At 45.7% G+C, this 16480-nt stretch carries 12 protein-coding genes; 6 read left to right on the top strand and 6 right to left on the bottom strand.

What is annotated here, in order from left to right:
• Positions 1-63 precede the first annotated feature (63 nt).
• Positions 64-1176, top strand: a complete 1113-nt coding sequence (locus D104_RS29540) for a TRAP transporter substrate-binding protein (RefSeq protein WP_024024256.1) — start codon at positions 64-66, stop codon at positions 1174-1176.
• 87 nt (positions 1177-1263) lie between these two features.
• On the opposite strand, the gene D104_RS29535 is transcribed toward D104_RS29540, so the two are convergent.
• The 6 genes from D104_RS29535 to D104_RS29510 form a co-directional block, all read right to left on the bottom strand.
• Positions 1264-1947, bottom strand: a complete 684-nt coding sequence (locus tag D104_RS29535) for a 1-pyrroline-5-carboxylate dehydrogenase (RefSeq protein ID WP_024024255.1) — start codon at positions 1945-1947, stop codon at positions 1264-1266.
• 14 nt (positions 1948-1961) lie between these two features.
• On the bottom strand, positions 1962-5084 hold the full coding sequence (gene putA, locus D104_RS29530; protein WP_024024254.1) for a bifunctional proline dehydrogenase/L-glutamate gamma-semialdehyde dehydrogenase PutA: 3123 nt from the start codon (positions 5082-5084) through the stop codon (positions 1962-1964).
• Positions 5085-5361: 277 nt separating this feature from the next.
• Positions 5362-6135 (bottom strand): helix-turn-helix domain-containing protein, encoded by a 774-nt coding sequence (locus D104_RS29525; RefSeq protein ID WP_024024253.1) that lies wholly within the window; start codon positions 6133-6135, stop codon positions 5362-5364.
• A gap of 193 nt (positions 6136-6328) precedes the next feature.
• A complete protein-coding gene (locus D104_RS29520; protein WP_024024252.1) occupies positions 6329-7291 on the bottom strand; it encodes an NADPH:quinone reductase in 963 nt (320 codons plus the stop codon).
• Positions 7292-7349: 58 nt separating this feature from the next.
• Entirely contained in the window at positions 7350-8738 is a 1389-nt protein-coding gene (locus D104_RS29515) for a TRAP transporter large permease (protein WP_024024251.1), read from the bottom strand.
• Positions 8738-9274, bottom strand: a complete 537-nt coding sequence (locus D104_RS29510) for a TRAP transporter small permease subunit (RefSeq protein WP_024024250.1) — start codon at positions 9272-9274, stop codon at positions 8738-8740. Before D104_RS29510 ends, D104_RS29515 begins: the two co-directional genes overlap by 1 nt.
• A gap of 1061 nt (positions 9275-10335) precedes the next feature.
• On the opposite strand from D104_RS29510, the gene D104_RS29505 reads away from it, so the two are divergent.
• From D104_RS29505 to D104_RS29490, 5 genes are all read left to right on the top strand, one after another.
• A complete protein-coding gene (locus D104_RS29505) occupies positions 10336-10989 on the top strand; it encodes a hypothetical protein (protein ID WP_024024249.1) in 654 nt (217 codons plus the stop codon).
• A gap of 122 nt (positions 10990-11111) precedes the next feature.
• Entirely contained in the window at positions 11112-11888 is a 777-nt protein-coding gene (locus D104_RS29500; RefSeq protein WP_024024248.1) for a hypothetical protein, read from the top strand.
• A gap of 114 nt (positions 11889-12002) precedes the next feature.
• Positions 12003-12710, top strand: a complete 708-nt coding sequence (locus tag D104_RS37470; RefSeq protein WP_024024247.1) for a uracil-DNA glycosylase family protein — start codon at positions 12003-12005, stop codon at positions 12708-12710.
• Positions 12711-13114: 404 nt separating this feature from the next.
• The gene (locus D104_RS29495; RefSeq protein WP_024024245.1) at positions 13115-14083 is read left to right on the top strand and encodes a PstS family phosphate ABC transporter substrate-binding protein; all 969 of its coding nucleotides are present in this window, start codon (positions 13115-13117) and stop codon (positions 14081-14083) included.
• A 131-nt stretch (positions 14084-14214) separates the two neighbouring features.
• Entirely contained in the window at positions 14215-16473 is a 2259-nt protein-coding gene (locus tag D104_RS29490) for an ABC transporter permease subunit (protein WP_031214944.1), read from the top strand.
• Positions 16474-16480 lie beyond the last annotated feature (7 nt).

The following is a 16480-nucleotide window of genomic DNA, read 5'->3' as shown; positions in this document are numbered from 1 at the left end:
ATCGAGCTGGAAGGCTTGGTCTTATAACAATAAATCTAACTCATCTCCTGAGGGATAAAGCGAATGAAAACAATAAAAACGTGGGGCAAGCTGGCGTTAGTCGGTTTGACAGCAGCAACATTAGCGGCGTGCGGTGGATCCGAAAAAGCGGAAGAAACAGCAAAAGCAGAAAAGAAAGTCGACGTCATTAACTGGAAAATGGTCACGACTTGGCCGAAAAACTTTCCAGGGTTGGGTACAGGCGCAGAAGCGCTCGCTAAAAATATTACGGAAATGTCCAATGGTCGCTTAAACATTAAAGTGTATGCGGCGGGTGAGCTGGTTCCACCATTGGAAGTGTTTGATGCGGTATCACGCGGCACGGCTCAAATGGGTCACGGTGCAGCGTATTACTGGAAAGGCAAAGCGCCAGCGGCGCAGTTTTTCACCGCGGTTCCATTCGGTTTTACAGCACAAGAAATCAACTCTTGGATTCACCACGGTGGCGGTTTGAAACTGTGGGAAGAAATCTATGCCCCGTTTAACCTAATCCCAATGGCGGCCGGTAATACGGGCGTGCAAATGGGTGGTTGGTTCAATAAAGAGATCAACTCGCTTGATGACTTCCAAGGTCTGAAAATGCGTATTCCTGGTCTTGGTGGCGAAGTCTTGAAGAAAGTCGGCGGAACGCCAATCAACTTGCCAGGCGGCGAGATCTTCACGTCATTGCAAACGGGCGCAATCGACGCAACAGAGTGGGTTGGACCTTACAATGACCTAGCGTTTGGCTTGTACAAAGCGGCGAAGTTTTACTACTACCCAGGTTGGCATGAGCCAGGTTCCACCATGGAAGCGCTTTATAACAAAGAAGCGTTTGAAGCCTTACCGAAAGACCTTCAGTTGATCGTACGTGCGGCGACTCGCCAAGCGAACGCAGACATGCTGGATGAGTTCACAGCCTTGAACAACACGGCACTAGAGACGTTGGTTAATGAGCACAATGTGGTATTGAAACCGTTCCCTAATGACGTTTTGTCGGCACTGAAAAAAGCCTCTACAGAAACATTAGAAGAAGTGGCCGCAGCAGACCCTATGAGCCAGAAAGTATATGACTCATTCAAAGACTTTGGCGGCAAAGTAAGAGCGTGGCACGAAGTGTCTGAGCGCGCTTACATCAACGCTCGAGACATTGAATAATCTGTTAGATTAATCAGCATCCATAAAAAAACCTCTTTGGTAACAAAGAGGTTTTTTTTCGAGCTGTGTTTTCATTGTCTAACAACGTTAGTCGTTCATGCTACCCAATTCAAGCAGGGTCGCGTTGCCGCCGATCGCGGTGGTGTTGTTCGACACGGTGCGTTCCGTAACGAAGCGCAATAAGTAATGCGGTTTCGCGATAGCGCTTAGGTTGTCGCTGTCGGTTTCTTCGATCAACTGACAAATAAGGCCGCCTTTTGCTGCAAGACGTTGGTTTAGCAATTGCGCTTGCATAGGGTCGCAAAGCGTTGCAATGCCAGCCAAATGATTGGCTTCTATTAAAGAGTCTTGTGCCGATTCTGCGATGTTTTGAATGACGCCTTCGGCAACGAATGGTGCAATCATGTCCATGATTTCTTGCCCAGTCGGACCGACGGTAATCACCGGATTGCCCGCGATTAACGCCGTAAAGACCTGACCAACCAAACCAACTTTGGCGTTGTCACTTTCGACCAATGACATGCAAAGGAACGGGCCACGGCCTTGGCTTGATAGCTCGTTGCGTTCACCGGTCGGGCCATGCATGACGCGAGTTTCCGCTATTTCTTTTTCTGCATTTTCGATCTGCCAAGCGGCCATTTTTCTTTCGTTGTTAGGAAAGGCGTTTAAGGCTTTCTGCAGTTTTTCTGCTCGACCTGTGACACCGATTTTGTCCCATGCTTCGAAGACTTTTTGAGCGACCTGAATTTGGATAGGTTGTACGATTGTCATAATAGTGTCTCCCCTTAAAGGTCTTGCTCAATGGCGAAGCGTTGAAGATAGTGCGGGCCACCGGCTTTTGGGCCAGTACCAGACAAACCCTGTCCGCCGAAAGGCTGAACGCCCACCACGGCACCGACTTGGTCACGGTTGATGTACAAGTTACCCACGCGAGCTCGACTCGCGATGCGCGCACAAGTGGTTTCGTTACGGCTATGAACGCCTAACGTCAGACCAAAACCTGAGTGGTTAATCGTATCGATGATCTTGTCTAAGTCGCGTGCTTTGTAGCGCACAACGTGAAGGATCGGGCCGAATTTTTCATCGGTAAGTTGATCAATACTGGCAATTTCAAATGCCGTTGGCGCAACATACGTGCCTTTGTCCGCAAACGATGGCAGCGCGGCTTGTGCAATCAACTTGGCGTCTTTGGTCATGTGTTCAATGTGCTCAAGCAACATGGTTTGAGCTTTTTTATCAATCACTGGACCGACATCCGTGCTGTGCAAATACGGCAAACCAACGGACTGTTCTTGCATCGCGCCCTTGATCATTGGAATAACGCGATTCGCGATGTCTTCTTGTACGAACAAGACGCGCAGTGCAGAACAGCGTTGTCCTGCGGATGCAAACGCGGAACGAACGGCATCTCGAACGACTTGCTCTGGTAACGACGTGGAATCCACCAACATGGCATTTTGACCACCGGTTTCGGCAATGACAGGCACTGGCGCTACGCCGCGTGCAGCGAGTGTGCGGTTGATCAATTGAGCCGTACCGGTTGACCCTGTGAAAGCCAATCCAGCAATGCGTTTGTCGCTGGTGATCGGTGCACCAACCGTCGCGCCGTCACCAGGTAAAAGGTGAAGTACGTCGGTTGGAATGCCAGCTTGATGCATCAATTCAATCGCACGAAACGCGATTAAACTGGTTTGTTCCGCCGGTTTGGCAACGACCGTATTACCCACGACAAGCGCGGCAACCACTTGACCGGTGAAGATCGCCAATGGGAAGTTCCAAGGACTGATGCACGTAAATACGCCACGACCATTTAGCGTGGCGTGTTTTTCTTGACCCAAGAAGTCGGTGTAAGGCGTTGCGGTGGCAAAATGGCTACGCGCTTGTTGTGCGTAGTAGCGACAAAAATCCACGGCTTCACGCACTTCGTCGATGCTGTCTTGAATGGTTTTTCCCGCTTCACGATGACAAAGTGCCATCAGCTCCGCGTAGTTTTCTTCCATCAAGTCGGCCATTTTATCAAGGCAATCGGCACGCTCTGTCGCAGGACGCGCAGACCATGCAGGGAAAGCGGCTTCGGCTAAGTCGATGGCTTTGGTGACGGTCGCGGTGTCTGCCCAATCGATCTGCCCCGCGGATTCACTGTGATCATAAGGGCTTAGTACTGCGTGAGTGTGTCCTGTTTCGACCTTTTCACCACCAACGATAGGGAAAGCACGCCATTGGGTGTCTTGTCCCATGAAGGCGTCGATTTTGGCTTTGAATGGTGTCCAATCGGATTCGATTTCGATGTTCGGTCCGAACGAGTTTTTACGATCGTCAAACAAGCTGGATGGCAAGTTGATATGTGGATTCGCCAACGATTTGCGTTTTTCTAGCGTTGTGACAGGGTGATCGATCAAGTCTGCAATTGGGTAGCTGGCATCGATCAAGCGGTGGACAAAGGAACTGTTTGCGCCGTTTTCTAGCAAACGACGAACCAAGTAAGGCAGTAAGTCTTTGTGGCTACCCACTGGGGCGTAAATACGGACACAGATGTCACTGTTTTTAATTAAACGGTTATAGAGTGCATCGCCCATGCCGTGCAATCGCTGGAATTCAAACTCTTGCGTGGTCGCGCCTAGCTGCGTTGCGATGCAGTTAATGGTCGCGATGGTGTGTGCATTGTGGCTGGCAAACTGCGGAAAAATGTTCGCGCGAGTGTGTTCGCTCAATAGGAAATGCGCACACGCTAAGTAGGACACGTCGGTGGACTCTTTACGCGTGTAAACAGGGTAGCCGTCGATGCCTCGTTGTTGGCAAAGCTTGATTTCAGAATCCCAGTACGCGCCTTTTACAAGACGAACAGGAATGCGATCGCCATGCTCTTTGGCCAGTGCCGCCAACCAAACCAAAACCGGCAGCGCGCGTTTGGAGTAAGCTTGAACCACTAGGCCAAATAAGCCCCAGCCTTTGGTTGATTCATCGCGGTAGAGTTTTTCAAATAGGTGTAAAGACAGCTCTAAGCGATCGGCTTCTTCGGCGTCGATGGTAATGCCGACGTTTAAGGCGCGCGCTTTGGTGATTAAGCCTTTCACGCTGTCGAACAACTCCGTCATCACACGTTCTTCACAACCCACTTCGTAGCGAGGGTGAAGCGCAGACAGTTTGATCGAAATCGTCGGGCGGTGTTTTTGGCTGTAGGTGTCTTTGCCAACGGCGTCGACAGCTTGCTCGTAAGATTTTAGATATTTTTCGGCATCCGCTGCGGTCAGTGCGGCTTCACCCAACATGTCGAAAGAATAGGTGTACCCTTTGTCGCGGTAGCTTTTGCCACGAGACAAGGCTTCTTGGATGCTGCGACCTAATACAAATTGATGCCCCATGATTTTCATCGCTTGGTTCATCGCTTTGCGAATCACTGGCTCAGAAACCCGGTTGACCATGCGATTCACCAGGTTGGCGGGTGTGCCGTCTTGGTTTTCGTCCATGGTGACGATTTTGCCAGTGAGCAACAATCCCCACGTGGAGGCATTGACGAAGAAGGAGTCAGAATTTTTTGCATGAGAGGCCCAATCGGCGACGCTCAAACGGTCCTTGATGAAGGCGTCTGCGGTTTCTTTGTCTGGCACGCGCATTAACGCTTCGGCCAAGCACATCAACAAAATGCCTTCTTTGGTGTCTAGGCTGTATTCTAACAACAAGGCGTCAATCATCGACATGCTGTCGTCGTCTTGGCGCACATCGGCAATCAAGTTGGACGCGGCATTGGTTTGGTTTAGTAGCTCGCTTTCAGACGGTTTTGCCAATGGCAAAAGCTCGTTCAACCACTTTTCTTCATCCATCTTATAAAGAGGAGAAATAAGCTGCCACAATTCGTTAAGTGGTCGCTGAATGAAGTTAGGTTGTAACACCTCAATCGCTTTAAACATGGTTGTATTCTCCCGCGTAGGCATAAAAATCGACATGGCTTTTTATAATTGGCCGCATATTTGTTATAGAGCATAACGCGTATCTTTGGCTATTTTTTAATCAATCAAAAGACGCCGCGCGCATATCTGGATAATGCTGACACTTTAGTGACAGAAGGGATTTTGTGTCTTTCGAAAAAATCGTTTTTTTTTATAAGAAAGTCCGACTTTTTTAGAATCCGCAGAAAGTGTCGGTGTTCTTGAGTCGATATCGGGAAAAAGTAAGAGAAAAGAGGGCTTAGCGGCTGACGAATTGTTTCTGGTATTTTAACGGTGTGATGCTGAGTGTTTGAGAAAACACGTTGGTCATCGCGCTCTGGCTGGAAAAACCACACATTTCAGCCACTTGGATCGGCGGGAAGCCTTCTCGTAATAATGCTTGAGCGCGTTCTAAGCGTTTGCGCATCAAGTATTGATGCGGCGTCATGCCCGTTCTGTCTTTAAAGCGTTCGTGAAATTGGCTGACACTCAGAAAGCAGAAGTTAGCGAGCTGATCGATGTGTACACGACGCGATAAGTTGAGCTCGATAAATTGGTCGAGCTTGTCGATATCAAGGTGATTGCCGCGTGTACGAACGTTTTTGCTGTTGAGCTGATGACGAATGGCACTGAGCAAGGTGTTACCGCAAGCCCTAGCCAGCACAGTGTCGTTTGGATATTGCTGCAATTCGCCCGACAAGGCAGACGCTAAAATTTGTAAACGTGGATTGAGCTGAAAATACGCGGCTTGATCGAACAGACGCGAGACGATTTCGTATTCTTCGTCGGTAATGCTTTTTTGCGGCGGAATCGGCAGATTGACCACCATGATGCGATTTTCCCCCAGACCCGCAAACGCATGGCTGTTTTCTGACGGAAGGATACAACCTTCGCCAGTATGCAGCTGCTTGCCTTTGCCTTGAATATCGAAATCGGTATTACCATCTAAAACGACCACCAATTGGTGAAAGTCGTGATCATGGGTATCCGCTTCATTTGGCAGGCTGAAAACGTCGGAATCAGACTGAGTCAAAATGTGCCTTTTGGGTGGATTAATCGGGAAAGTATAGCGAGCTTATTGGCGCTTTAGTAGCGTATTTTTTTGGAGATACCCGAATTTACGGTGATTTCGTGTGTTTAGGGGAGAATATGAGGGAAATTCAAAGAGATAGCAAACTCGACGTTTTATAGTATTAAAACGTCGAGTTTGGCGACGTTAGTGATTCTTACTCACTAACGCGAATAACAAGATTGCCCAATGCCCCTGATTTCAGAACATCTTCATGGGCTTGTGCCAATTCCGTTAAGGCATAGCTATGGCGAACCACGGGCTTCAACACGCCTTTTTCAAACAGTGGCAATAGGGATTTTGCAATCAATGCGAGCTCGTTTGGCTGTACATTGGCCAACGCCACGCCAACCACAGACGCATCACGCGCCATCAGGTCACGAGGGTTAATCTCAACCGTGCCACGGTTACCAATCACGGCCACACAACCACCAAAGGCCAAGGCTTTTAAGTCTTGATCTAGGTTATGGTTGGCCAACATTTCGATCACGACATCAAAGCCGTTTTCAAGCGTTTGGAAAGGCACAAGATGGTCGGCTTCGTTGTGCATGATAACGGTGTCGACGCCTTGTTGACGCAATAATTCTGCGCCTGCCGCCGTGCCTGCACTGGCCACTACATCCATGCCAGCGGCTAACGCCAGCTGAACAGTGGCAATGCCGACTGCGCCTGTTGCGCCATGCACAAGGACTTTATCTCCCGCTTTCGCGTGTGCTCGGCCAAATAACGCACGATGCGCCGTTGTATAAGGCACGCCTAGACACGCGCCTTCTTCAAACGATAACGCGTCGGCTAACGGGTAAGTGTGCGTGGTAGCACACACGGTAAATTCCGCCGAAGAGCCGCCAAGGTTACGACTGAAATACACGCGCTGACCGACTTGGAACCCGGTGACGTTTTCGCCTAGCTCAACAATGGTGCCGGCGCCGTCGGATCCTGGTGTATGCGGAAACGTTGCTTTGTAGTTGTTTGTGCCAGAGCGAATGTAGGTGTCGACTGGATTCACGCCAGCCGCACCGACTTGAACCAACAGTTGATCCGCATTGATGCTGGGTTTGTTGGCATCAGTCAGCGTTAAATCGCTGGCTGGACCGTAGTCTTTCATTTGCATTGCTTTCATATTTTTTGTCCTAACTTAATGAGTTCTGTTTTTGTTATTTCAAAAGTTATGTCTTAAATCAGTCTGCATACACTTGTTCAGGCAACCAGGTCGCCAGCTCTGGCCAGATTGAGAGCATTAATAGCACAAACAGCTGGATCAGAATAAAAGGCAAAACCCCTTTATAAATAGACTGTGTTTTTAGCTCTGGTGGCGCGACACCACGTAAGTAAAACAGAGCGAAGCCAAACGGCGGCGTTAGGAACGATGTCTGCAAGTTGATCGCCATCATGATGCCTAACCAAACAGGGTCTAAGCCCATTGCCAATAAAACTGGCGCCACAATCGGTACGACGACAAAGGTGATCTCGATGAAGTCTAAAATGAAGCCAAGAAAGAACATCAACAACATAACGACAATCATGGCGCCAACCACACCACCAGGAAGCTGAGAGAAGAAGTCTTGAATCAACTCTTCGCCGCCAAAGCCACGGAACACCAAAGAAAACAGTGACGCACCGATGAGGATCATGAAAACCATGCAGGTGACTTTTGTGGTGGAGTACACCGCGTCTTTCAACGTTGGAAAGCTCAATTTACCGCTTGCTAAGGCTAAAATCGCGGCGCCTAATGCACCGACACCAGCGGCTTCGGTTGGCGTTGCAATACCGCTTAAGATAGAACCAAGAACGGCAAAGATCAGCGCCAAAGGTGGAACCAAGCCTTTTATAAGTTGTATGGCCAACGGTTCAGTAGAGCCATTACGCAATTCTTCACGCGGCACGGCTGGTGCTTTATGAGGCTGTAACCATGCGACAGCGATGACGTAAAGAATATACATGCCAACTAAGATCAAACCAGGAATCAAGGCGCCAACAAACAAGTCGCCGACCGAAATGGTTTTTGGAGAAAAGATGCCCATTTCCAGTTGCGCTTTTTGGAAGGCATTGGACATAACGTCGCCCAATAACACCAACGCAATCGATGGTGGAATGATTTGTCCCAAGGTGCCCGTCGCACAAATGGTACCGGCGGCTAACGCAGGATCATAACCACGGCGTAGCATGGTTGGTAATGAAATCATGCCCATGGTGACCACAGTCGCCCCCACAATACCGGTACTGGCGGCCAATAACATTCCTACCAAAATCACCGAAATGCCCAAGCCACCGCGCAAGGTACCAAACAGCATCGCCATGGAATCAAGCAGCTTCTCAGCCAGTTTTGATTTTTCCAGTAGCACGCCCATCAATACGAAGAGCGGCACCGCGATTAGGGTTTCGTTACCGATAATACCGAACAAGCGGTTTGGTAAGGCTTCGAGAAACACACCGTCGAAGGTACCAAAAAAGGAACCCACTGCCGCAAAAATTAAGGCAGTGCCGCCTAGAGAAAACGCCACAGGGTAACCAAATAATAAGCAGACACAAACGCCGGCAAAGAGCCATAAAGGGATAAATTCAGCCATTAGTTTTGTCCTTTAGCCTGTCTATTAATGGGGGAGCAAGCCGCACGTATCACGCCAATATTTTTCAAAATATCCGCCGTACCTTGAATGATGAGAGTGATCATCATCATTGGGATCAGTGTTTTGAGGAGATATACAAACGGCAAACCGCCTGGTTCTGGAGACGTTTCTAATACGCGCCACGACGCGCTCACGTAATCCATACTCAAGTACGCCGTATAAAGCGTAAAGGGTAATAGAAAGAAGATACCGCCAATGATATTCACCCAGGCTTTTTTGGTGGCGGAAAAGTCTCGATAAAACACATCCACACGAACGTGTTCATCGTCTTTAAAGGTATAAGCCGCGCCCAGCATGAAAACCATAGCGTGAAGGTAAAGAACAGATTCTTGTAGCGCGATGGAACCCATATCAAAACCATAGCGCAGAAGTACGACGAGACAGGTAAGTAGCATCATCGCTAACGTGAGCCAAGCCACACATTTCCCCGTGTAATGGGAAATGGCCTCAGCTGAACAGACCAGTTTGTTAAACATTAAAGTACCCACAGTTTTTAATCATTATTATCGGACGTTTAGCGAGGCCACAGTGCCTATAAAATCCGGACGGTTAGTCTATTGGATAACGCCACTCTTGGGAATATTACAGAGGCTTGTAAGCGAGTGTTCGTAGTATTTTATGAACAAATTATGGGGTTTTTAGTGTGAAAGTGGTTTTACAGCGCATTTTAGGAACACATAAAACCAAGAAGTCACTTTCAGTATTTGGATTGAGCTAATGTAACGTTGTCTTTTTTTAGTGATGTTTAGGACATTGGAAGTACACCTGAACATGCACTTGTTCCTTCCCCTTTCTTCAAGGGGAAGGCTAGGATGGGGTTGTTCTTTGTTCTGCGACTTTATACTCATCGACCGAATAACATGCCTCCTCGAAACGACCGCCTACCTTGTTGAAATGTTATTCGCCCGTGATGTGTTTCTGTCAGCATGCATGAAACTCCGAAAGGATCGAGCCCCTTTTTGCTTTAAGACACTTCATAGAGGTAATAAACATTCCTCGTTTCCATGCTCTTGCGTAGGAGTTCATAAGGGTTGTGTCCCAGACTTCTCCTCGACGTTAGAGCCAACCAACCCCATTCGCTCGACACTATCGTTTGACCTCGCTCATCGGCTTTGCTTTGCGCTTACAGCGTCATCTCAATACAAAAAACGGATTTTAAAGGCACCTTAATTTAGGTGATCAATTCACCATAGGAAAAAATAATTAAGAGAAAGGTTATTTTTTGCCCTGTCTATTGTATGCTCGTTTTGTCTAAAAAATAATCACTGCTTTACGCGTTTGTACTGGTAGATAAATAAAAAGTCTTTTAATATCAATGGATAAGCATTTTCAGTGCAGAGATAACGTGCTGGGCTTTCCTTATAAAAAGAAGGAATAACGCGCACGCTCGTTTAGCCAGTTTTGGACTTTATGAATAATTTTATAAAATACTGAAAATTCAGTTAGTTATAGGGATATTTAAAGAGTTTTAAAAATGTGTAAACGCGCATGCGCACTATTAAAGATGTTATATTGCAAAGTAGGCATGGAGTATTAATTGGATATCAGTGAATGGAAACATAAGATTCTTACGGAATTATCCCTTTCCGAGTTAGCGTATGCACATTTAGGAGGAGCTTCTTTTTACCAACTTAAGGACGGCCATCTAAAATCAATTCTACCGATTACTCTACAAGAAATTAATCATGCTAAACATATGGAGTATTCTAAAAACTTCGTCCCTGTTGTTGGTGCTTTTGCAGTAATAGAACAAATAGGTTTTTGTTACGCGCGTACAGATAAGGAAGAATTTTCTAACTCAGCCTCTAGTCCAATTTTGAAAGCCTTATACTATTTTGCTGATTACCCTGAAGGTCACATGGATACCAAAGCAGTATATGCATTGCGTAATTCATTTCTTCATAACGCAAGTTTAATGGCAATCGCACAACATAAGAACAAGCCTAGTTTTAATTTTAGATTTGATAGAGAAATACAAACTTTAGTTGAGTATTCATCTGTGATTTGGGATGGAAACATTGAGAGCTATAAACCTGAGATGACTACATTAATTAATCCAAATAAAATTATAGATCTCGCCTCGTCGGTTGCACAGAAAGCTCTGGAATGCCTAGAAGCTGGTACTTTAAATGTTACTCTTGCTGGTGGTCAAAAAGAATTGTATTACAGGTACTTAAAGCATTTCAGTTAATGCAATATAACAAGAAATTCAAAAAGGACAAAAAACAGTTGGCTTTTTTTTCACTCCGTTCACTTATTTTAGCCAACTATTTTTTTGCCTGTTAATTAGGCGTTATATTTCATCGGAGTTTTATGAAAAAGTTTAAGAAAATTTGTATTAGCTGTGATAAAAAAATGAAGAAGCCAACCAAAGAACATTTTTGGCCAAAATGGTTAATTAAGCATACAAATATGACTGGCCATAAAATAATGTGGATGAGTGAAGATAGAGTTTATCCTTTAACAGCAACGATCCCATTATGCTTATCATGCAATTCTGAATTTGGTAGTAAATTAGAAAAACCAATGATGGAATTACTTATCGATATCGAACTCGGAAAAGGAATTTCAGATAATGATGCTGAAATTTTTGTTCGCTGTGCATGGAAAATGGAGGCTTTTTCTTGGAGGGTTAGCTTGCCTGATTCCCAATACTCGGGTGTTTATACAGTTAAAGAAAGAGTATTAAAAAGCTTAGATTCTATTAGAGGGAATCTAGTACTAGCTGTTGCATTAATAAAAGACCCGTATCAGGGAAAAGAATACCTTCCTATGGGGCTATGCAATACTAATGAGGTAAATGCAATTGTAATGTCCGGAGTTATAGGGGAAATTGCTTTCATAGTATTAACAACAGACCAAGTTGGTAAATTACCTTTGCAATTCTCGTATTATCGACTTAAGCCACTACGCGATTCATTAGGGGATGCAAAATTATTTTACCCTGATGTCGGGTTTCAGACATTTAAAGAGGCTCAGGACTTAACAAGAGATGCTGCTTCATTAATTTCATTAAGCTTTGACGAAGAAAATAAAGAACATATTAAAAATACAAAAATGAAAGAAAGTGGAAGTGTAATAGAAATATAACAAGGCAATTAAACGGAACTAAAACAGTGGGTTAGGTTTCGCTTCGCTACACATTATAACCCACCATTTTAGTCCGCTTATTGCGGCGTTAAGTCACTTGAGTCTGAGGTTTACATGCAAGCACAGAAGTACCTAAATTTACTTAATCAGCTAAAGGTTTCTAAATATAGAAACAGCTCTCAGAGTTTGTGTTGTTTTAATGCTCAAAAAGGGAGTGAATATAATAACAACCTTATGGTCGTCGGGCGGGCCGTGAATAGTTGGCACCATGAGTTTGAGCTGAATAATTTAAACGTAGAGTCGATGGTTGAAGAAGTCTTTAGGCAGCCGACTACTTTTGAATGTCCGTTGAAGTGGGTTGAGGATTCATGGGGTAGTCAGGAAGGATACAATACAAAATCATCTGCATTTTGGCGTGTTATCAAACAAGTATCTCAACGTTTAAATGAAGCCTCTTCAACTACAGGTTGGGCAAGTAAAATTGTATGGTCAAATCTTTACAAAATAGCTCCAAGCATTACAGGAAACCCTAGTGACAGCCTGTGTGATAAACAGTTTACCTACTGTAATGAATTACTACTTGCTGAAATTATAGAATACAGACCAAGAGTAATTGTTTTCTTTACTGGTCTGAACTGGTTCAATGGCTTCTTAAACGAGGCTGTATCACTATCAAGCAACAAAGAACATAGTTTGGTTGAGGCTCATGGAGTGTTAAAAATTAATGACAAAGACGTCAAAATTATTATTGCTAAACATCCTCAAGGCAAACCTGAAGCAGAGATGATACATGAAATTTTGACCATCGCATCAGTGACTTAACAAGTTATTTCAGCAGGATAAATAACAGTTGGCTTTTGCTCCTGCGTTGCTATTTTAGTCAAAAATTATTTGCTTCTGAATGAGGCGTTAAAACTGTAGAATTTCTCCCAAAAGAACATGTCCATGTTCTTTTTTATTACGTCGAGTCTGTACGATAAGCAACGCTGATTGAAAAATTCGTCTGTTATCTAATCACTATTATTAGTCCTAAAGGGTCAGGTTCTTTAAAAATAGTGACGCCTTTAGCCTCAATCTCAATTTGTTCATCAACCCCTCTCAATATTTTTTTGAAATATTTCATTCTTTAACATAACTGTCACATAACTTTTCTATAGTACGAAACATCAAACGAGCAATGAGCAGTCGCTCATAAATATTTGACTATAACCACTGAGGTTTATGTGATGAAAAAACTAGTTGCAGGTTTAGCAATGACAGCAGCAGTAGGCGTTTCTGTTAACGCTTTTGCAGATGTTGATTCAAATTTGATGTCTTATAACAAGGCAAGCGGCGTTTCAGGAAATATTTCAAGTGTTGGCTCTGACACATTAGCAAACTTGATGACATTGTGGGCGGAAGACTTCAAGCGTCTATACCCAAATGTAAACATTCAAATTCAAGCGGCTGGCTCTTCTACTGCGCCACCAGCATTGACAGAAGGCACGTCTAACTTCGGCCCTATGTCTCGTAAGATGAAAGACAAAGAAATCGCAGCATTTGAGAAAAAATACGGCTACAAGCCAACAGCGGTTCCAGTAGCAATCGATGCACTTGCGGTTTTCGTACATAAAGATAACCCAATCAAAGGTTTGTCTCTTCCTGAAGTTGATGCGATCTTCTCTTCTACTCGTAAGGGTGGCCACAGCGAAGACATCACATCTTGGGGCAAAGCAGGCCTATCCGGAGCTTGGGCGAATCGCGACATTCAGTTGTTCGGTCGTAACTCAGTGTCTGGTACTTACGGTTACTTTAAAGAACACGCGCTTTTCAAAGGCGATTACAAAAACAGTGTGAACGAGCAACCAGGTTCTGCGTCTGTTGTTCAGTCTGTTTCTACTTCTCTTAACGGTATCGGTTACTCTGGTATTGGCTACAAAACGTCTTCTGTACGTGCTGTACCACTAACGAAGAAAGAAGGCGGCGCGTTTATCGATGCAACAATTGATAACGCAGCAACAGGTAAATACCCACTGTCTCGCTTCCTTTACGTTTATGTAAACAAAGCACCTAACAAGCCACTTGCTCCATTACAGCGTGAGTTTGTTAAGATGGTTCTTTCTAAAATGGGTCAAGAGGTTGTCGTAAAAGACGGTTATGTTCCTCTACCATCGAAAGTAGCCAACAAATACCTAAACGATCTAGGTATTAACTAAGCAACGCCGTAGCGAGCTTAGGAATAAGGTGTTTAGAGTAGGAGGGCTGAGAAGCTCTCCTACTTTTCTTGTTCTGTTAGCTGTCACACTACTGTCATATATAAAATGTCACACAACAAAGATGAATGCGGATGACTAAACCAACTGACCATCGGATGCCTGAACTGGATTTCAATACGCCAGCTTTAAAGCGTCATCGTAAAATTCGCGCCCTGAAGGACCGTATGGCCGGCATGGGCATTGCCATTGGAGGCAGCAGCGTTATTTTGGCTGTGCTTCTGATCTGTTTCTATTTACTTTATGAAGTGGCGCCGCTGTTTTCGAGCGCTAGTATTGATCTTGAGGCCAGCTATTCGATGCCGGCAGAAGATCAAGGTGAAAGTCTCTACTTAACGACGGAAGAACAAGCCGAAGTCGGTATGCGAGTAGCGAGTAATGGCAGCATCGTATTTTTCTCTGTTGCGGATGGCAGCGTAATCGACACCGTTAAAAACCTTCGTACTGAAAAAGTCACCGCCTTTGCCGTTGAGTCAGACACCAGCCATTTGATGGCGTTTGGTTATGAAGATGGCAAAGCGTTAATCGTCAAACACGATTACCGAATTTCTTACCCAGACGGCAAACGTAAAATCACCCCAGTCGTTGAATACCCTTATGGCGAAGACGCGATTGATGTGGCGGACTTTGCGATCAAAAAGCTAACACTGCGTGATGGCAGTGACGCTATGACAATGGCCGCGATTGGTGACAACAGCAGCGCCATTACTAAGGTGACAAAAGAAGTTAACTTCATCACCGAAGAAGTGGAGTTGAGCGAACAAAGCGAGCCATTACCGTTCGTTGCCGATGTTGCTAGCATGCTGTTGAGTGGTGATCAGCGCTATCTTTATGTGGCCACACGCTCTGGTGCAATGAGTGAATTTGATCTGCGTGACTTTGATAACATCGCACTTAAAGACGAAATGTCACTGTTTAACGGCGACGCCAAATTGGTCTCGATGACGTATCTATTGGGCAAGTCGTCCATCATGGTTGCAGATTCTTCTGGCCGTGTGAGCCAATGGTTCAACGTTCGTAATGATGCGACAAACGAAGAAAAACTGACGTTCATCCGTGATGTAAAACAACCGGTTGCCTTGGTGGATTTGGCCATGGAGCAACGTCGTAAAGGCTTTGCAACCTTGGACGAACGTGGTTTGGTGGCGATTTACAACGCCACATCGACTCGCCAAGTCATCGACGAAAAACTCAGCGACAACACCGCGCGTTTAATCAGCTTTGCGCCACGTGCGAATGGTTTGTTGCTAGAAGATTCGAAAGGTTTGCACTTCTACCATGTCGACAATGAACACCCAGAAGTCTCTTGGTCTTCATTGTGGGGTAAAGTCTGGTATGAAGGCTATCAAGAGCCGACTTATACGTGGCAGTCTTCTGCGGCGAACAATGACTTCGAACCAAAATACAGCTTAATGCCGTTGGCATTTGGTACCTTGAAAGCCGCGTTCTATGCCATGTTGATGGCCGTGCCATTGGCAATTTGTGGTGCGATTTACACGGCGTACTTCATGGCGCCAGCGCTGCGCCGTAAGATCAAACCTGTGATCGAGTTAATGGAAGCTTTGCCGACCGTTATTCTGGGTTTCTTAGCCGGTTTGTTTTTCGCGCCTTTCTTAGAAGAAAACCTTGCCGCGACCTTCAGTATTTTGGTGGTCTTGCCAGTCGGTATTCTCATATTTGCTTATCTATGGTCGCGTTTGCCTCAGCAAATCCGTTGGTTAGTGCCGGATGGCTGGCAGCCATTGGTGTTGATTCCAGTGGTCGTTTTCTTGGCGTGGTTCTGTTTGGCGCTAAGCCCTATCATCGAGTTGAACTTCTTCGGCGGTAACATTCGCGGTTGGATAACGCACGATTTGGGCATCACATTCGACCAACGAAACGCGCTGGTAGTGGGTTTTGCGATGGGCTTTGCGGTGATTCCAACCATCTTCTCGATTACCGAAGACGCCATTTTCAGTGTGCCGAAAGCCTTGACCCAAGGGTCTTTGGCCTTGGGTGCCACTTACTGGCAAACCATGACGCGCGTGGTATTACCGACGGCGAGCCCAGGGATCTTCTCTGCGATCATGATCGGTATGGGACGTGCGGTGGGCGAAACCATGATTGTCTTGATGGCAACGGGTAATACGCCAATTATGGACGCGAACATCTTTGAAGGAATGCGGACTCTGGCTGCCAATTTGGCGGTGGAAGTGCCGGAATCTGAAGTGGGCAGTTCACATTATCGTATCTTGTTCTTAGCGGCATTTGTGCTCTTTATCTTCACCTTTATCGTGAACACAATCGCCGAAACCGTGCGTCAGCACCTACGCAAAAAATACGGGTCGCTATAATGAGTAC

It is taken from the genome of Marinomonas profundimaris, assembly GCF_000508165.1.
GTDB classification, from domain to species: domain Bacteria; phylum Pseudomonadota; class Gammaproteobacteria; order Pseudomonadales; family Marinomonadaceae; genus Marinomonas; species Marinomonas profundimaris.
Note: the sequence above shows the minus strand (reverse complement) of the source record. Positions and strands in the feature narration are given on the sequence as shown.